This window comes from Levyella massiliensis (assembly GCF_000308275.2).
GTDB lineage: Bacteria > Bacillota > Clostridia > Tissierellales > Peptoniphilaceae > Murdochiella > Murdochiella massiliensis_A.
In genome coordinates, this window is sequence record NZ_HG529491.1 from 192,418 (window position 1) to 208,702 (window position 16,285).

Below are 16,285 nucleotides of genomic sequence, written 5' to 3' on the forward strand. Positions count from 1 at the left end.
TCTTCGAACGAACTTCGTTTCTTACGCTTCCGTTCTTTCCAAAATGGCGGAAAGAATCGGACGAAACGCCTCCGTATCGGCTTCTTCCACTCTTCCCGCATCAATAAGATGCGTCAATTGCGGATCAATGGGCAAGCGTGCCAAAAGCGGCAAGCCGTTTTGAGCGGCCACCGTTGCAATCGAACTCTCACCGAAGACGGCATACTGTTTCCCCGTATCCGGGGCTTCAAAATAACTCATATTTTCAATGATACCAAAAACAGGAATCTGCATCATTTTTGTCATATTGATGGCCTTTTCGACCACCATGCTGACCAATTCCTGCGGGCTCGTTATAATCAGAACGCCGTCCACCGGCAACGTCTGAAATACCGTCAGCGGCACATCGCCCGTTCCCGGCGGCATATCCACGAAAAGATATTCCACATCCTCATAAACCACATCCGTCCAGAATTGCTGAATGGCGCTGCCGATAAGGGCGCCCTTCCACAACACCGGATCCGTGTCATGCGGCAGAATCAGATTCGTAGAAACGATCTGAATCCCACTTTCGGTGCGCCGCGCATAAGGTGTATCGCCACGACGGGTCAAGCCGCCCTGCAAGCCAAAGGCATGCGGAATGGAAGGACCGGTAATGTCCGCGTCCAAAATCGCAGTATCACGTCCCGTGCGTTGCATGGCCAAAGCCGTGAGCGACGTCACCATGGATTTTCCCACACCGCCTTTGCCCGACATCACAGCGATGATGTGACGAATGCGGCTTTTTTCATGCGGCGGTTGATAAAACACGGGCTTTTTACGTGCCTTATCGCCATCGCCCGTCTGTTGCGTCGTTTCTTCCTCGTTTCTCATTCCTGATCCTTCCGTCCTTCGGTGCGCTGTTCCGCATCCACTAATTCCTTCAACCGTCCCACCATAAGGTACGGCACTTTATGCAAATCCGCCATCGTGCGACAGCCCATTAAGAGCAGGCCCATCGTGATGTTATCAATGACGCCCTGCAAATATTCCTCGGCGTATTCCAAGGATCCGTGCATCAGATAGCGCAGCAATTCTCCGGAGATGGCGCTCATATGAGCACCCAGTACATGGGCATGCAAAATATCCGTCGCCGTCATAATACCGCCGGAAGCAATCATTTTCGTATCCGGGCACTCACGCTTCACATTCCAAATTGCCTTGGCGGTCGGAATCCCCCATGAATAAAATTCCGTCAGATCCCGGCGCATGGAACGTTGGTCTTCCACTTCCATAAAATTTGTACCACCAGAGCCGGAGACATCAATGTATTCCACCGGGACATGGCGTAACAGTCGCCCGTCTCGGCGGCTCATACCGAAGCCCACTTCCTTCACAATCACTTTGCCCGGAAAGGCTTCTGCGATCGTGCACAGATTGTCGTAGAGACCGCGAAAATCACGGTCGCCCTCTTCCTGTGCCAACTCCTGTGAAGGATTCAGGTGCACGCCGATCGCCTGCGCTCCGATCATCTCCATGGCATGCGTCACCTGCTCCACCGTCACGCCGGCAGACACATTGCCGATAATGAAGCCATCTTCACCCAGCGTATCGCGCACCACCCGAAATGAGTCCACCACGTCGGGATCCTCCAGCGCAATAATCTGCGATCCGACCTGCATGGGCAGGCCAAAATCTTTGGCAATCTGCGCCAAATCTCGGTTAATGCCCTTGGTCATGTCCGTGCCGCCTGTCATGGCGTTAATCATAATGGGCACGGGCACACGGCGCCCGAAAAATTCTACCGACGTATCGATGTCGGAAAGCGCCAGCTCCGGGAACGAAATCGGCTCGAGTACCACTTGATCCAGAAGCGATCCTCCATACGGCTCTGTGCGCAGCACTTGCTCGATATGCTCATCTTTGCGTTCTTTGCGCATGTTGCTCCTCCCCGCTTTCTTCATGTCGACGCAGGACGACCGGCGGATCCAGGCTTGTCGCGGGTGCTTTCTTTTCCGCAGCCTCTTGCGGTTTACCGCCGATGGCCTCCCATGCCGAACTCATCATCAATTTCACACGGTTAATCTGATTCACTTCCGAAGCGCCCGGATCATAGTCAATGGCAATGAGGTTGGCTTCTTCGTATTTTTCACGCACCGCCTTCATCACGCCCTTGCCCGTAATATGGTTCGGCAGACACCCGAAGGGCTGAATACAAACGACATTGGGCGCACCTTGTTCGATCAATTCGATCATTTCGCCCGCGAGCAGCCAGCCTTCTCCGTATTGGTTGCCCAAAGAAACCACTTGCTGTGCATAGGCTTCAATCTCTTCCGCATAAGGCGGCTCCGTAAAATGTTTCGAGGTGCGAAGCGCTTCACGCGCAGGTTTGCGATAGTATTCGATAGCCCAAATGCCCAAGTTGCCACTTAAGTTGCCCAAGAATTTGCTCTTGCCCAGCAATTCCCCCTTATGCTTCGTGTTGCGGAAACAATAGACCAAAAAGTCCATCAAATCGGGCACAATCACCTCGGCGCCTTCCGCTTCCAATAAATCTTGCAGGTGGTTATTCGCTTCCGGTAAGTATTTTACAAGAATTTCACCGACGATGCCGGCACGCGGACGTTTTATGGCCAAACGCGGTACCGTATCAAAATCTTTAACACATTCCGCGCACAGGCGCTTAAACACCGAGCGATGCGGCCGTACGACAAATTCCGCAAAGCGTTTCTTCCATTTTTCCTTGAGACGATTGGTTTGTCCCGGGTTCTTCTCGTATGCGCGCGTTGCGTTGGCGCATCGATTCAAAAGATCGCCGGCAACAATGGCATACGCCGCTTTATGCAGCAGGCTCGGCCCTACGGTAAAGCCTTCCGACACCTCAATGCCCTGCGCCGACAGTGCAATGACCGGCACCTGCGGATAGCCCATATCGGCAAGCCCTTTACGGATGTAGCCGACATAATTTGAAGCGCGGCAAGCGCCGCCTGTCTGTGTCATCAATAGCGCCGTACGATCGGGATCGTATTTACCACTCTCCAGCGCTTCAAACATCTGTCCGAGCGCTGTGATGGACGGATAGCAGGAGTCGTTATTGACATATTTCAGTCCTGCATTGATGACCGACTGGTCAACACGCGTCAGAAAATCAAAGTGATAGCCCGCTCCTTCCAACGCCTTGGACAAAATCGCAAAATGATCCGGTGCCATATTAGGCACCAAAATCGTGTAGTTGTCTTTTTTCATCTGCTTCGTAAACGACGTCTTCTGCGGGGCATACGTCGTTCTCTTCGGCGTGCGTTTGCCATTGCCGTTGGATAACGCCTGCATGAGCGAACGAATACGAATCTTCACCGCGCCCAGATTGGACACTTCGTCAATTTTTAAAAGCGTATAGATTTTTCCGCCCGCTTCCAAAATCTCTTGCACCTGATCGGACGTCACCGCGTCGAGGCCGCAACCGAACGAGTTAAGTTGAATCATTTCCAGGCTCGGATGCTGCGTCACAAATTCGGCTGCCCGATAGAGACGGCTGTGATAGACCCACTGGTCCAAGACACGCAGCTCCTCGGAAACGTCATCCATGTTCATGGCCACACTGTCTTCACTTAAAACAGCCAGCCCCATGCCGTTAATCAGTTCCGGAATACCGTGGTTCACTTCCTGATCCACATGATAGGGACGTCCCGCTAGAACAATGCCCTTCGCATTATGAGCCTTCATCCATTCCAGTGCCGCCTGTCCTTCCTTGCGCACATCGTTATGGTAATTTTTCTGTTCTTCCCAAGCGGCCGTAACGGCATTTTGAATGAGTCGCTTCGGAATTTCATAGGTCTTTCCGTCGATCGTAAAGGAGCGGAAGATTTCCGATAAGCGGCTGGTCAGCGTCTTTTCATCCGCAAAGGACAGGAAGGGATGCATATAGGTGATCCCGTTCTCCCCCAAAGAGGACACATTATTATGAATGACCTCCGGGAAGCCGATAACAACCGGGCAGTTGATCTGATTCTCCGCCTTCTCAAACTGTTTTGTTTCGTAAAAAACGCTCGGATAGAAGATAAAGCGTAAGCCCTTCTCGACCAAATCTTCGATATGGCCGTGGACCAACTTACCGGGATAACACACCGTTTCGGAAGAAATGGATGCTAAGCCTTTATCGTACATGGTGCGTGAACTGCGCCCGGAGAGCTGTACGGGGAAGCCCAAACGGCTGAAGAAGGTGTGCCAAAACGGTAAATCCTCGTACATGTTTAAGACGCGCGGCAAGCCCACCGTCGGAAACTTGGCTTGTTCCGGGCCAATGCTGCTGTAGTAGTTGAACAGGCGATCGTATTTATACTGATAGAGGTTGGGCAATCCCCTCTCTTTGCGTACAACGCCGGCGCCACGTTCACAGCGATTCCCGGAAATGTAGCGGGTGCCGTCGGAAAAGATATTGATGGTCAATGCGCAGTTGTTCGTACAGCGTCCGCAACGCGCCATGCGCTGCGTATACGTGAAATTGCTGAGTTCTTCCTGCGTTTTTAGCGTGCTCACACCAGTGGAACGCTGTTTCGCAATGAGGGCCATGCCCATGGCACCCATCAAGCCGGCGATGGCCGGACGAATGGCCGTGCGCCCCGTAATTTTTTCAAAAGCGCGCAAAATCGCATCGCCATAGAATGTGCCGCCTTGCACCACAAGATTCTTTCCGAGGCTTCTCGGGTCACGCACTTTAATGACTTTTTGAATGGCGTTCTTGATTACGGAATAGCAAAGGCCGGCCGCAATATCGCCAACGTGCGAGCCCTCTTTTTGCGCCTGCTTCACCTTGGAATTCATGAAGACCGTACAACGGCTGCCCAAGTCTACCGGGTTTTTAGCCAGTAAAGCGGACCGTTGGAATTCCTGCACGGTCATGCCGACCGATGCCGAAAATGTCGACAGGAACGAGCCGCATCCCGAGGAGCAGGCTTCGTTTAATTGAATAGAATCAATGACGCCCTCCGAAATATGCATGGCCTTCATATCTTGGCCGCCAATATCCAAGATGAAGTCTACCTCGGGATCATAATACTTTGCCGCCGTGTAATGGGCGATGGTTTCGACCTCGCCGGTATCTACATGCAGCGCAGCACGAATAAAATCTTCGCCATAGCCGGTAATGCCGGAAGAGGCGATATAGGCATCGTCATTAAGCCCCGCATAGATTTCCTGCAGATGCTCCATGATGTGTTCCAGCGGCTTGCCGCGGTTATTCGAATAATGCGTATATAAAATCTGATTGTCTTCGCCAATCAGCACCATTTTTGCTGTGGTTGAACCGGAATCAATGCCCAGATAGCAAGGGCCATGGTAATCTTCCAGTTTTCCATAAACCTCTTTGGAGGTTTCATGGGCCTTTCGAAATGCCTCATATTCCTCTTCTGAAGCAAAGAGCGGTTCCATCAGCTTTCGCTCTTCCGTCACATACGGACGATCGGACTGGAAGCGGTCCACAATCTGTTGCAAGGACTGCACAGGGGCTTCTTCCGCCGCCAAAAGGGAAGCGCCACGCGCGACAAAAAGTTGTCCGTCTTCCGGCGTTGTAAAGGTGTTGTTTGCGCTGCCCAGCGTTTCTACAAAGCGATTGCGCAGCTGATCCAAGAAGTGCAAAGGGCCGCCCAAAAACGTGATGTTCCCGCGAATCGGACGTCCGCAAGCCAAGTTGGAAATGGTCTGGTTTACCACGGATTGGAACACACTCATAGCAATATCTGCATGCGAGGCGCCCTGGTTGAGCAAGGCCTGTACATCCGTTTTAGCAAATACGCCACATCGTGAAGCAATGGGATAAATTTTTTCATATTCCGAGGCAAGGGCATTCAGTCCCGAAGCATCCGTATCCAACAGCGTTGCCATCTGATCGATAAACGCTCCCGTGCCTCCGGCGCAAATGGAATTCATGCGCTGTTCGACATTTCCGGACAGGTACGTGATTTTCGAATCTTCGCCGCCTAACTCAATGATCACTTCAGTATGCGGCAGCAGGCTTCGAATGGCTTTCGTTTCGGCAATGACTTCCTGCACAAACGGAATGCCCAAATAGTCTTCCAAAAACATACCGCCAGACCCGGTTACTGCCATTTGAATCGGCTGGTCCTTCACGGTCTCCAGCAGCTCCTCCACGACCTTTTGTACCGCCAGTTTGACATCGCTTTTATGACGGCGGTATACCGAATATAACACGTGATTTTTTTCATCTAAGCAAACCACTTTAACCGTCGTGGAGCCCACATCCAAACCTGCATGTAGAAGCATAATCCCTCTTCTCTAACTCCATAGGGGCTTCCTTATCGCCTCCGTTCATGGCGATACTCCCCCACTTTTCTATTATTTATTCTACTTCACTTTCATAATATAACAGTCTTGTCAAGAAATTGGTGTTTTTCTGTGCTATTCCTTCCTTTTTTACTAGGTATTTCCATATACCCCATTGCCGCGGTCTTTTCCTCCCGCCACGAATGCACTACAATGATAGCGATTCATGCAATACTTTCTATATAGTCATTCTTGCTATATAAATAAATACTAACCCACTGAAACCCTTAAAACGGAGGAACTCATGATTACTTACTGCACCCCCATCAATGACTGGCTCACGTATGTCGGCGTGAACGATCGTTTGAAACCGTTGTTCGAAAACCAATGGCCCCTGCCGCAAGGCGTTTGCTACAATGCGTATCTTGCCCGCGATGAAAAAACCGCTCTGCTGGATTCTGTAGATGTCCATGAAGTGGAAGACTTCCTTTCCAAGCTGCAAACGGCCTTAGGGGATCGCAAACTGGATTACTTCGTCATTCATCACGTGGAACCGGATCATTCATCCACCATTCCTTTCATCCGTCGTATCTATCCTGATGTCACGCTCGTCGGCAACAAAAAAACTTTTGAGTTTTTGGGCAATTTCTATGGCGTGGATACGGAAAATAAAATCATCGTCGCCGAAGGCGATACTCTCTCCTTGGGAGAACACACGCTTACGTTCCGCATGACGCCCATGACGCACTGGCCGGAATCCATGGTCAGCTACGAGAACAAGGACGGCATCCTCTTCTCCCAGGATATTTTCGGCGGCTTTGGGGCACTCGACGGCAATATTTTCGACGATGAAATCGGCGATATCGAAAAAGTGTATGCCGAAGCTTGCCGCTACTATACCAATATTGTTGGGAAGTATTCCCGTATGGCCGCCAAGTCCCTGAAAAAGCTGGAAGATTTGGATATCAAAATGATTTGCCCGGTACACGGCCCCGTGTGGCGCAGCCACCCGGAGAATATTTTGACGCTGTACAATAACTTAGCCAGTCACAAAGCGCAAAACGGTGTCGTGATTGCCTTCGGTTCCATGTACGGCAATACCGAAAAAATGGCCGACCTTTTGGCGCGTTTCCTTTCGGAAGCCGGCGTAAGAAATATTCGCCTTTATGACGTCACGAAAACGCACCCCTCGCTGATCTCAACGGAAATCTGGAAGTACCGCGGCTTCATCGCCTGTGCACCAACCTACAACAATGCGCTGTTCCTGCCTATGCGCAATTTGCTGGCCATTCTTTCCGAGAATAAGATGCAAAATAAATCCATGGGTATCGTTGGCAACTATTCCTGGAGCGGCGGTGCCGTCAAGGAAATGCTTGCCTGGCGCGAATCGCAGCCTTTTGAGGCGGTGGATCCCGTTATCGAAGTGCGCAGCGCCGCCAAGCCGGAAGATTTAGAACAGCTGCGCGCCCTGGCAAAGGCCATGGCCGACAATTTGGCCTCCCATGCGGATACGGATGATTTCCACTACTATTCCCACATCGGCGAATAAGGCCAAAGCCCCTCCGTCTTTTCCACAACGGGGTATCCTCTTGAGGGAGCCCTCGAAAAACCCCGGGGCTCGATCATTCTCTGAAAAGATATCCCTAACTGGCCGTTATGAAACAGAAAGGATCTGGAATGACGCCGGAACTCAAAAAGAAAGTCGTACTCATTGTAATGGACGGGGTTGGCATCAGCCCCATTGATAAGGAAGCCGGCGATGCTTTTAAAGCCGCCAATACGCCCACGCTGGATCGCCTGCGTGCCGACTATCCGTGGATCATGTTGCGTGCCCACGGCGAAGCCGTCGGTCTGCCGAGCGATAATGACATGGGCAATTCCGAGGTCGGCCACAATGCGCTGGGCTGCGGACAAATTTATGCGCAAGGCGCCAAACTCGTGAACCAATCCATTGCAGATGGCTCACTCTATACCTCGAAAACATGGCAAGAGGCCATGGCATTTGCAAAGGAACACAACGGAGCTCTGCATTTCCTAGGGCTTCTTTCCGACGGCAATGTCCATGCGAACATCGAACACTTAAAAGCACTCCTCAAAGAGGCCAAAAAAGAAGGCATTTCCCGCGTCTTCCTTCATGCCCTCCTGGATGGCCGCGATGTGCCCCCCACCTCCGGTGGCGAATACATCACTTCTATGGAAGCCTATCTTGACACCTTAAACGATGACACCTTCCACGCTGCCATCGCCAGCGGCGGCGGACGCATGATCATCACCATGGATCGCTATAAGGCCGACTGGGACATGGTCAAGCGCGGTTGGGATGCCCAAGTGCACGGACACGTCGAAGACGGCCGCCTGTTTCCTTCGGCAACGGAAGCTTACCGCACCCTGCGCGAAGAAACCGGCGAGATCGACCAAAACCTCCCTGCCTTTGTCATCGGCAAAGACGGCGCCCCCATCGGCCCTGTCCAAGACGGCGACACTTTCATTCTCTACAATTTCCGAGGCGACCGTGCCATCGAGGTGTCCATGGCCTTTGATGATGAGGACTTCCCCTATTTTGATCGCGGCCGTCGCCCGAACGTCTACTACGCCGGCATTCTTGAATATGACGGCGATCTCCACATTCCCAAGCATTACCTCGTCAATCCGCCGAAAATCACAAACACCTTGACGGAATTTCTCGTCTCCAAGGGCGTCAACGAGTTCGCCTGCGCAGAAACCCAGAAATTCGGCCATGTCACCTATTTCTGGAACGGCAATAATTCGGAAAAAGTATCCGAAGCATTGGAAACGTGGCAAGAAGTGCCCTCCGACAACGTCCCCTTCGACCAGCGCCCGTGGATGAAATCCGCGGAAGTGACCGATGCCCTCCTTGCTGCCATTCGCAGCGATCGCTACGGTTTCCTGCGCATCAACTACGCGAACGGCGACATGGTCGGCCACACCGGTAATTTCCGTGCCGCCGAAATAGCCATGGAAGCTGTTGATCTCGGTCTCTCACGCATCCTGCCCGTCGCTCTCGAAAACGGCTACACCGTTCTTATCACCGCCGACCACGGCAACTCCGACGACATGCTGCAAAAGAACAAAGCAGGCGTCGTCGAACCAAAAACTTCGCATTCCCTTAACCCCGTCCCCTTCATCGTGGCCAGTCCCAATAAGGACGTCACCCTAGATGAGACAGTTTCCAACCGCGCCGGGCTAGCCAACATCGCCGCCACCGTCGTGGAGCTCATGGGCTTTGAAAAGCCGGATTGCTGGGAAAAGTCGGTGCTGAAATAACGGATGCACAAAGCGCTTTGCGCATAAGGCGGAAGGAAGTAACGGGCATTCGTTGCTTCCTTTTTTGTACACTGCCGCTTGTATCATAAACATAAAAAGGAATGGAGTTTATCATGGCTGATCAACATCTGAAAACGCGATTCTTTGCCTATGAACTGTTGGATATCCTTGAGCAATATTCAAGCAAAAACAATCCGCTCACCTATAAAACATTGAAGGAGAAGTGGATAAAACGGTTAACCGATGATCATCCGCCCGTACCCTCGCAGAGAACGATAAAGCGGCATTTGGAAGCGCTTGATCAAGCAGATAAAATCTGCATAAATCGTAGTAATGACGGTCGGATTCAGTCTTTTTATCGCAACGACTTCCTCGGTTTCACACAGGAGGAAAAGCAGTATATCGTCTATCATATCCTATATGATCCCAATATTTCCTTTGAAAAGACCAAGGAGTTGATCCGAAAACTGAAAAACGCTACAGCAGGAACCTCGGAGCCGTCCCTGCGCAAACTCTTTTATGACGACGATTATCTTCGCTGTCTAAAACGAAAAGAGGAAGATGATTTCACCAAAATTTTTAAGACGCTGAGTAGCGCAATCGAAAAACATCTCATGGTACAGGTTCGAAGTTCTTTGATTAATACTGAGAAGAAAAAAGTACCAAAGTATGCCACGCCGAGAAGAGAGGCGCCGTTACGCATCATCATGATGGATGGTAATTTCTATGTGATGATGGCTTCAAAAGATTTTTTTCCGAGATATCGTAAACTGATGCGTATTTTTGACGTGTCGTTGATTCCCCATAGCGAAAAAGAATACGAAAAAATAGAACGTCAATATAAAAGCAAAAAAGACAGCTATTTTGATCAGTATAAACAGAATCTCTACGCGATCAACGATCGTACTATTTCCGTGAACATGAAGATTGCCGCTTATGATTTATTCTATTTCCAAGAGTTCTATGGTGATCACTATGAAATAAAGGAAAACGAGAACGGAATTTTAACGCTGGATTTTAAGATCAATGAGACCACGATGGAGAAATGGGCTAAGCAGTATAGTGAGCTAGTCGAAATTATCCAACCGGAAGAACTTCGGGAGAGAATAAAAAGAAATTTGGAAATGTCGCTAAAAAAATACCAATCTCATTAAAAAGCGGACATTTTTGTCCTCTACCTTGTTGTATGATCCAATTGAACGACAAAAAGAAGGAGGATGAAAATGAAGGAAACAATGGAAATACCCCTTTCGCGCCAATGTTATGAAATGATCGAAGCATTGTCAGATCGATTGCAGCAAAAAAACTATGCGGTGATCGAAAGTCAGGATGTTGTTTTCGCCGCGTTGGACACGGCAGATACAGGATTATCCTACCTGCTTGGAAATTATGGAATCCTGCGCAGCGAATTTTTGGAAGAAGAAGAATGCGCTAAGCGCGTGGAATGCCGAGCAATATCCACTGCGGATGAGCCGCTTTCCTTTGCAGAAAGACGAGCCCGCGTAAAACAAATTTTGGCTGGCCCGGTTGAACTTGTAAAGGAACCCGTCTCTTCTTCTGTCGCGGAAACTTTTTCTTCTCTTCCACTGTCTCGCCAAGTAGCGGATGCCTATGAGAGAGCACAGGAGCAAGCCATGCAGACCAAAGACTGTCAAGCATTGGATACTTCCTTTTTTCTTTCGGCGTTTCTTAATGACCCGACATCCAACGCCTATCATCTGTTACGCAAACTTTTCTATCAGAAAGGCGTAATCAAGGATGATGAAGCGCTTAATGGGCTTGATTTCTTTACAAATCGCTATTTCCGGTTTCGTGACGGTCTAAGAGAAGAAGAAAAGCGTAATGAAGAAAAATTCGCTTCTTTGACAAGAGTGAAATACCGCAACCCGGACTATTCCATTTTGCAGGAAATCAGTACCGACCTAACCGAAAAAGCGGAAAAGGGTCTTCTCTCCCCCTTAATCGGCCGCGAAAAAGAAATGGAACAAATGGCGATATGTCTATGTCGCCGAGATAAAAACAATTTTGTTCTTCTCGGCTCCGCCGGTGTGGGAAAATCTGCACTCATTGAAGGATTGGCTCAGCGCATTGTGAAGGGAGATTATCCGGCATTAGCAAACAAAAGAATTCGACAATTTCATTTATCCCGATTTTGGGAAAGCTCTCTTTTCGCCGACTCGTTAGCCATGGAAAAGCTCATGGCGGAAATGCGACAAGAAAAAAATGTGGTTTTGTTTTTAGATGAGATCCACCTGTTGAGCAGGATGCGATGGTTCACCGATATCTTGAAACCACTTCTGGCGCGCAGCGATTTTCGTCTTATCGGTGCGACAACGGCGGGGGAGTGGAATGCGTATTTATCCCATGATCAGGCATTGGCAAGGCGATTTGAACGCATCATCGTCAATGAGCCGAGTCAGGAAGAGGCCATTGCCATCGTTCGCAACGCTTCCATCGCCTATGAAAACTATCACCGCCTGAACTACAACGATGATGCGATCTTTGCCTCCGTCGTTTTGGCCAAACGATACTTGCCCAAAGAAATGTTGCCCGATGTCGCCCTTACCTTGCTGGATAATGCAGGATCGCGATTCGCCCTAAAGCACAACATGGAACAGCCACTTCAGAAAACTTATGAAAAACAGCTCACTGCGCTAAAAAAGCAATTAGAAAAAGCAAAATCGCAGCTCTACAATGAAGACGCTGTGGAGACGATACGAAGAAAAATTGATGCATTGCAAGAAAAAAGCAGCAAAATCCGAAGCAACGCGAAACGAAAGGCCTATGCTTTCTCCCTCGGTGCGGAGGAGATCCGACAAGAAATCGAACAACGAATCGGTCGAACACTGGACCCCGAGCATCTGCAAAAAACGCTTCTTTCCTCTCATGGACTCAACCATTTGCGAGAACGTATTAAGGCGCGAATTATCGGTCAAGATCAAGCGGTGGATTCATTGGTCGACGCCATTATTCGGTCGGAAAAAGGGCTTCGCTATCCGTATCAGCCGATAGCTTCCTTCCTCTTTGTCGGTCCCACCGGCGTAGGAAAAACGGAATTGACCAAGGTCGTGGCGGAAGAATATTTAGGCGATCCGACGGCGCTCGTTCGTTTTGACATGTCTGAATATCAACAGCCACACGAAGTTTCCAAGCTCATCGGTGCGCCTCCCGGCTATGCGGGCTACGGCAAAGGCGGACAATTGACCAATGCCATACGCAATAATCCACGATGCGTGCTTCTGTTTGATGAAATAGAGAAAGCGCATCCTAAAATTTATGACCTGTTTCTCCAACTTCTGGATGAAGGACGATTGACAGACGGCTCGGGCAAAGTGGTGGATTTTTCACAAAGCCTAATTGTGATGACCTCTAATTTGGGCACGGCGCAGATGGTTCATTCAAAAAAAATTGGCTTTGCCAACACAACCTCGCTGCTCAATGAAGAAGATGTTCGCGCCATCACATTTTCGGCAATTGAACAATTTTTCCGCCCGGAGTTCATCAATCGGCTCGATGAAATCATCACCTTCAAGCCCTTCGGTTCTGCGGAAGTAGAAGCGATCACCCGTTTGTTATTGAAAGAAGAGAAGCAAATGCTGGAAAAGAATGGGTATTCTCTCCATGTAACCGGAGGCGCTATTCATCTCTTAGCGCAAAAGGGATTACAGCCGGAATCCGGCGCGCGAGCCATAAAACGCGCGATAAAAAAATGGATCCGAACCCCCATAGCGAATCAGCTGATCACGTGGAAAGAAGAAAAAGCTGATATTTATGTAAAGGTACATGCCGGAACATTACAAGTAAACGTAGGAGGGGAAAAATGACGGACAAAAATAAGACAAAAGAATTGTTGGATTTGATTAAAGACCCGGACATTAAAGATCAAATTAAAAAGAAATTCGGGAATTTGATTAAAGATCCGAAGCTTAAGAAGCCTATTGAAAAGGAATTGCGGAATTTCATTGAAGATCCAAAGCTTAAGGTTGTCCTTGAAAAGGAATTGGAGAAGAAGAGAGATTCGAAGTGTAAGAATAACCTTGAAAAGAAATTAGAGGATTTCATTGAAGATTCGAAGCTTAAGTCTAATATTGAAAAGGAATTATTGGATTTTAACGAATCAAATCCTTGGAAAGAAAATAACATCGATCGATTTGACAGAGAGGAATTTGTACGGGAATTAGGAAAATTTTTTTCTGAAGGGGAAGAATCACTGCGAGACCTTCTAAAAAAGTTGCCCGGCATCGCCAAAGAAGACAGGGAGGTATTTATTCCTCTATTGGCACTCAATATCATTAATAATATCGGTGAGGCGATATCCATCAGAAAAAAAGAAGAAAAAAAGGATCCCTGCTGCAAAGAAAAATTCCCAAGCGATACCTTAGCGATTCTTGTTGCCCTGATGATTTGTCTTCCCTTCATGGATTACCAACAAGCGTTTGATGGGAATCTCTACGATCCTCGCGTGATCATTCTAGGAATTAATCCGCGATTCAAGGCGGATACATTTTATGACTATGAGCAAAAAGAAGAAAAAAACTTTATGGTTGATCACATGAAGGAAGTATATAATACTCCGATTCGTGATGGAAACCGTCCCATGCTGTATAAAATGGATGAAAATGGTGAAAAAATCGAGCCTACCGATCTCCACATAGCTGAGGATGACTATTACTATGGTAAACCCGGAAAATTTTATGCCGAATATATCGATAAAAAATTTGTAGAGAAGCATCGTCATCTCTGTCTAAAAAAAGAGAAAGCAGAAAATGAGGATAGAAACCCCATCGCTTTTTTAGAACTTTTTCCGTACGCATCAAATGGTATAGGTACGTGGTGGGATCAAGAGGATCTTAATCACGCTTTCAGATTGTTAAAATGGGATGAAGCTGTTTACAAAGACCTAAAAGTATGGGCGACAAGCAACATGAATAGAATTTCCCAAATTTCTAAACCAATAAGAGATAAGATCAATTTAGAGAGTGATGAACTTCTCTACAGCCAACAGTGGATCTTCTGTTTGCTCTACTGCATTTTGATAAAAAACAGAAAATCCCAAGAACATGATAACTGGTTCGTCATTTCGACCAAAAATAAAGAAGATCACCTTAAAAGACTTGAAGCGTTTTTCAACACTGCTTTAAATATCAAGAAAAATCCAAATTTCTGCTTTTTAGCATGCAAAACTCGGAAAAGGTATCTCACTCCAAATAGCCTTTATGTGGTTAAAAACGGAGTGAAAAGCATAAAAATAAACAATCCTAACGCGGAGCGTTTCTGGAACACATCAGATAATTCTGCAAGTCAAAATGCAACAGGTTCTACTAAAGGTCAAAAGAATGAAACCTTGAACAATCAAGCTTTCCGACATCTTTGGGGAATTAAGAAGAAAGTAAAAGACAAATGAAAAAAAGAAAGGTCCCTCGCCGGAAATGCTACCGCCCCGGCGAGGGCGTTCCTTTTTCAAATCGGTGACAAAGGGGAAGAAATTGACTGTCCGTTAGTCCACGAACGTTTTATCCTCCAGCCTTCTCCCGCTTTTTTGTTTCCGACGTATATTCTTCCGTCACCAAATTGTGTGGAGGACGTTTGACCTCTGTTGCAATCTGGGCGATGTAAACGCAGAAGGCGGCCGATGGGCCGTCTTTTTTATCTGAGATACGCGGGTAGACGCTGGAATCCATGTGCAAATGGCCGCATCTACCGTCGGTCCTCGCGTTTTCGTCATTACCCACGGTACGCCGCCATTCGCCCCTACCGTCGGTCCTCGCCTTTTCGCCATTACCAACGGTATACCGCCGGCCACTCGTACCGTTGGTAATGGCGTTTTCGCTGTTACCAACGGTACGAAATTGGGCTGTCCATGCCGATTCCTACCGTGGGTTTTTGCGTTTTCGCCATTACCTACGGTACAAAATCGCTGTCAGGCACGCCGACCGTACCGTGGGTTTTGGCCTTTTTGCTATTACCAACGGTACACCGCCAGTCGCGCGTACCGTTGGTCTTTGCGTTTTTGCCATTACCCACGGTAGAAAATCGCTGTCAGGCACGCCGCCCCTACCGTGGGTTTTTGCATTTTTGCCGTTACCCACGGTACAAAATCGCTGTCAGGTCCCTCGGCCATACCGTGGGTTTTCGCGTTTTTGCCGTTACCCACGGTATGAAATTGAGCTGTCCCCGCCGATTCCTACCGTGGGTTTTTGCGTTTTTGCCATTACCCACGGTACAAAATCGCTGTCAGGCACGCCGACCGTACCGTGGGTTTTTGCATTTTTGCTATTACCAACGGTACGCCGCCGGTCGTGCGTACCGTAGGTTTTCACGTTTTCGCCATTACCCACGGTATGAAATTGAGCTGTCCATGCCGATTCCTACCGTGGGTTTTCGCATTTTTGCCGTTACCCACGGTAGAAAATCGCTGTCAGGCACGTCGACCATACCGTTGGTTTTTGCGTTTTGACTGTTACCCACGGTATGCCGCCGGTCGCGCGTACCGTGGGTTTTCGTGTTTTTGCCATTACCCACGGTATGAAATTGGGCTGTCCCCGCCGATTCCTACCGTGGGTTTTTGCGTTTTTGCCGTTACCCACGGTACAAAAACGCTGTCAGGCACGCCGACCGTACCGTGGGTTTTGGCCTTTTCGCCATTACCAACGGTATGCAGCCGGTCGCACGTACCGTGGGTTTTCGTGTTTTTGCCATTACCCACGGTATGAAATTGGGCTGTCCCCGCCGATTCCTACCGTGGGTTTTCGCATTTTCGCCT

8 protein-coding genes are annotated in these 16,285 nt (G+C 48.8%); 5 read left to right on the top strand and 3 right to left on the bottom strand.

Annotated features, from left to right (window positions below; all coding sequences use genetic code 11):
• Nucleotides 1-21 precede the first annotated feature (21 nt).
• Genes BN98_RS05840 through BN98_RS05850 form a run of 3 tightly spaced genes read right to left on the bottom strand, consistent with a single transcriptional unit; the run spans nt 22 to nt 6,237 of the window.
• Nucleotides 22-852 (bottom strand): Mrp/NBP35 family ATP-binding protein, encoded by an 831-nt coding sequence (locus BN98_RS05840; RefSeq protein WP_019190528.1) that lies wholly within the window; start codon nt 850-852, stop codon nt 22-24.
• Complete coding sequence (gene fni, locus BN98_RS05845) at nt 849-1,898, bottom strand: type 2 isopentenyl-diphosphate Delta-isomerase (RefSeq protein ID WP_019190529.1); 1,050 nt, start codon at nt 1,896-1,898, stop codon at nt 849-851. Before fni ends, BN98_RS05840 begins: the two co-directional genes overlap by 4 nt.
• Nucleotides 1,876-6,237: a 2-hydroxyacyl-CoA dehydratase gene (locus BN98_RS05850; RefSeq protein WP_019190530.1), complete on the bottom strand. Its 4,362-nt coding sequence runs from the start codon at nt 6,235-6,237 to the stop codon at nt 1,876-1,878. The genes fni and BN98_RS05850 overlap by 23 nt, the downstream gene beginning before the upstream one ends.
• 304 nt (nt 6,238-6,541) lie before the next feature.
• Here BN98_RS05850 and BN98_RS05855 point away from each other — a divergent pair, with 304 nt between their 5' ends.
• From BN98_RS05855 to BN98_RS05875, 5 genes are all read left to right on the top strand, one after another.
• A complete protein-coding gene (locus BN98_RS05855; RefSeq protein WP_019190531.1) occupies nt 6,542-7,786 on the top strand; it encodes an FprA family A-type flavoprotein in 1,245 nt (414 codons plus the stop codon).
• A 128-nt stretch (nt 7,787-7,914) separates the two neighbouring features.
• Complete coding sequence (gene gpmI / locus BN98_RS05860; RefSeq protein ID WP_019190532.1) at nt 7,915-9,522, top strand: 2,3-bisphosphoglycerate-independent phosphoglycerate mutase; 1,608 nt, start codon at nt 7,915-7,917, stop codon at nt 9,520-9,522.
• Between the two features lie 113 nt (nt 9,523-9,635).
• On the top strand, nt 9,636-10,676 hold the full coding sequence (locus tag BN98_RS05865) for a WYL domain-containing protein (RefSeq protein ID WP_019190533.1): 1,041 nt from the start codon (nt 9,636-9,638) through the stop codon (nt 10,674-10,676).
• Nucleotides 10,677-10,745: 69 nt separating this feature from the next.
• On the top strand, nt 10,746-13,346 hold the full coding sequence (locus tag BN98_RS05870; RefSeq protein WP_019190534.1) for an AAA family ATPase: 2,601 nt from the start codon (nt 10,746-10,748) through the stop codon (nt 13,344-13,346).
• Nucleotides 13,343-14,926: a hypothetical protein gene (locus tag BN98_RS05875; protein ID WP_019190535.1), complete on the top strand. Its 1,584-nt coding sequence runs from the start codon at nt 13,343-13,345 to the stop codon at nt 14,924-14,926. Before BN98_RS05870 ends, BN98_RS05875 begins: the two co-directional genes overlap by 4 nt.
• Nucleotides 14,927-16,285: the final 1,359 nt, after the last annotated feature.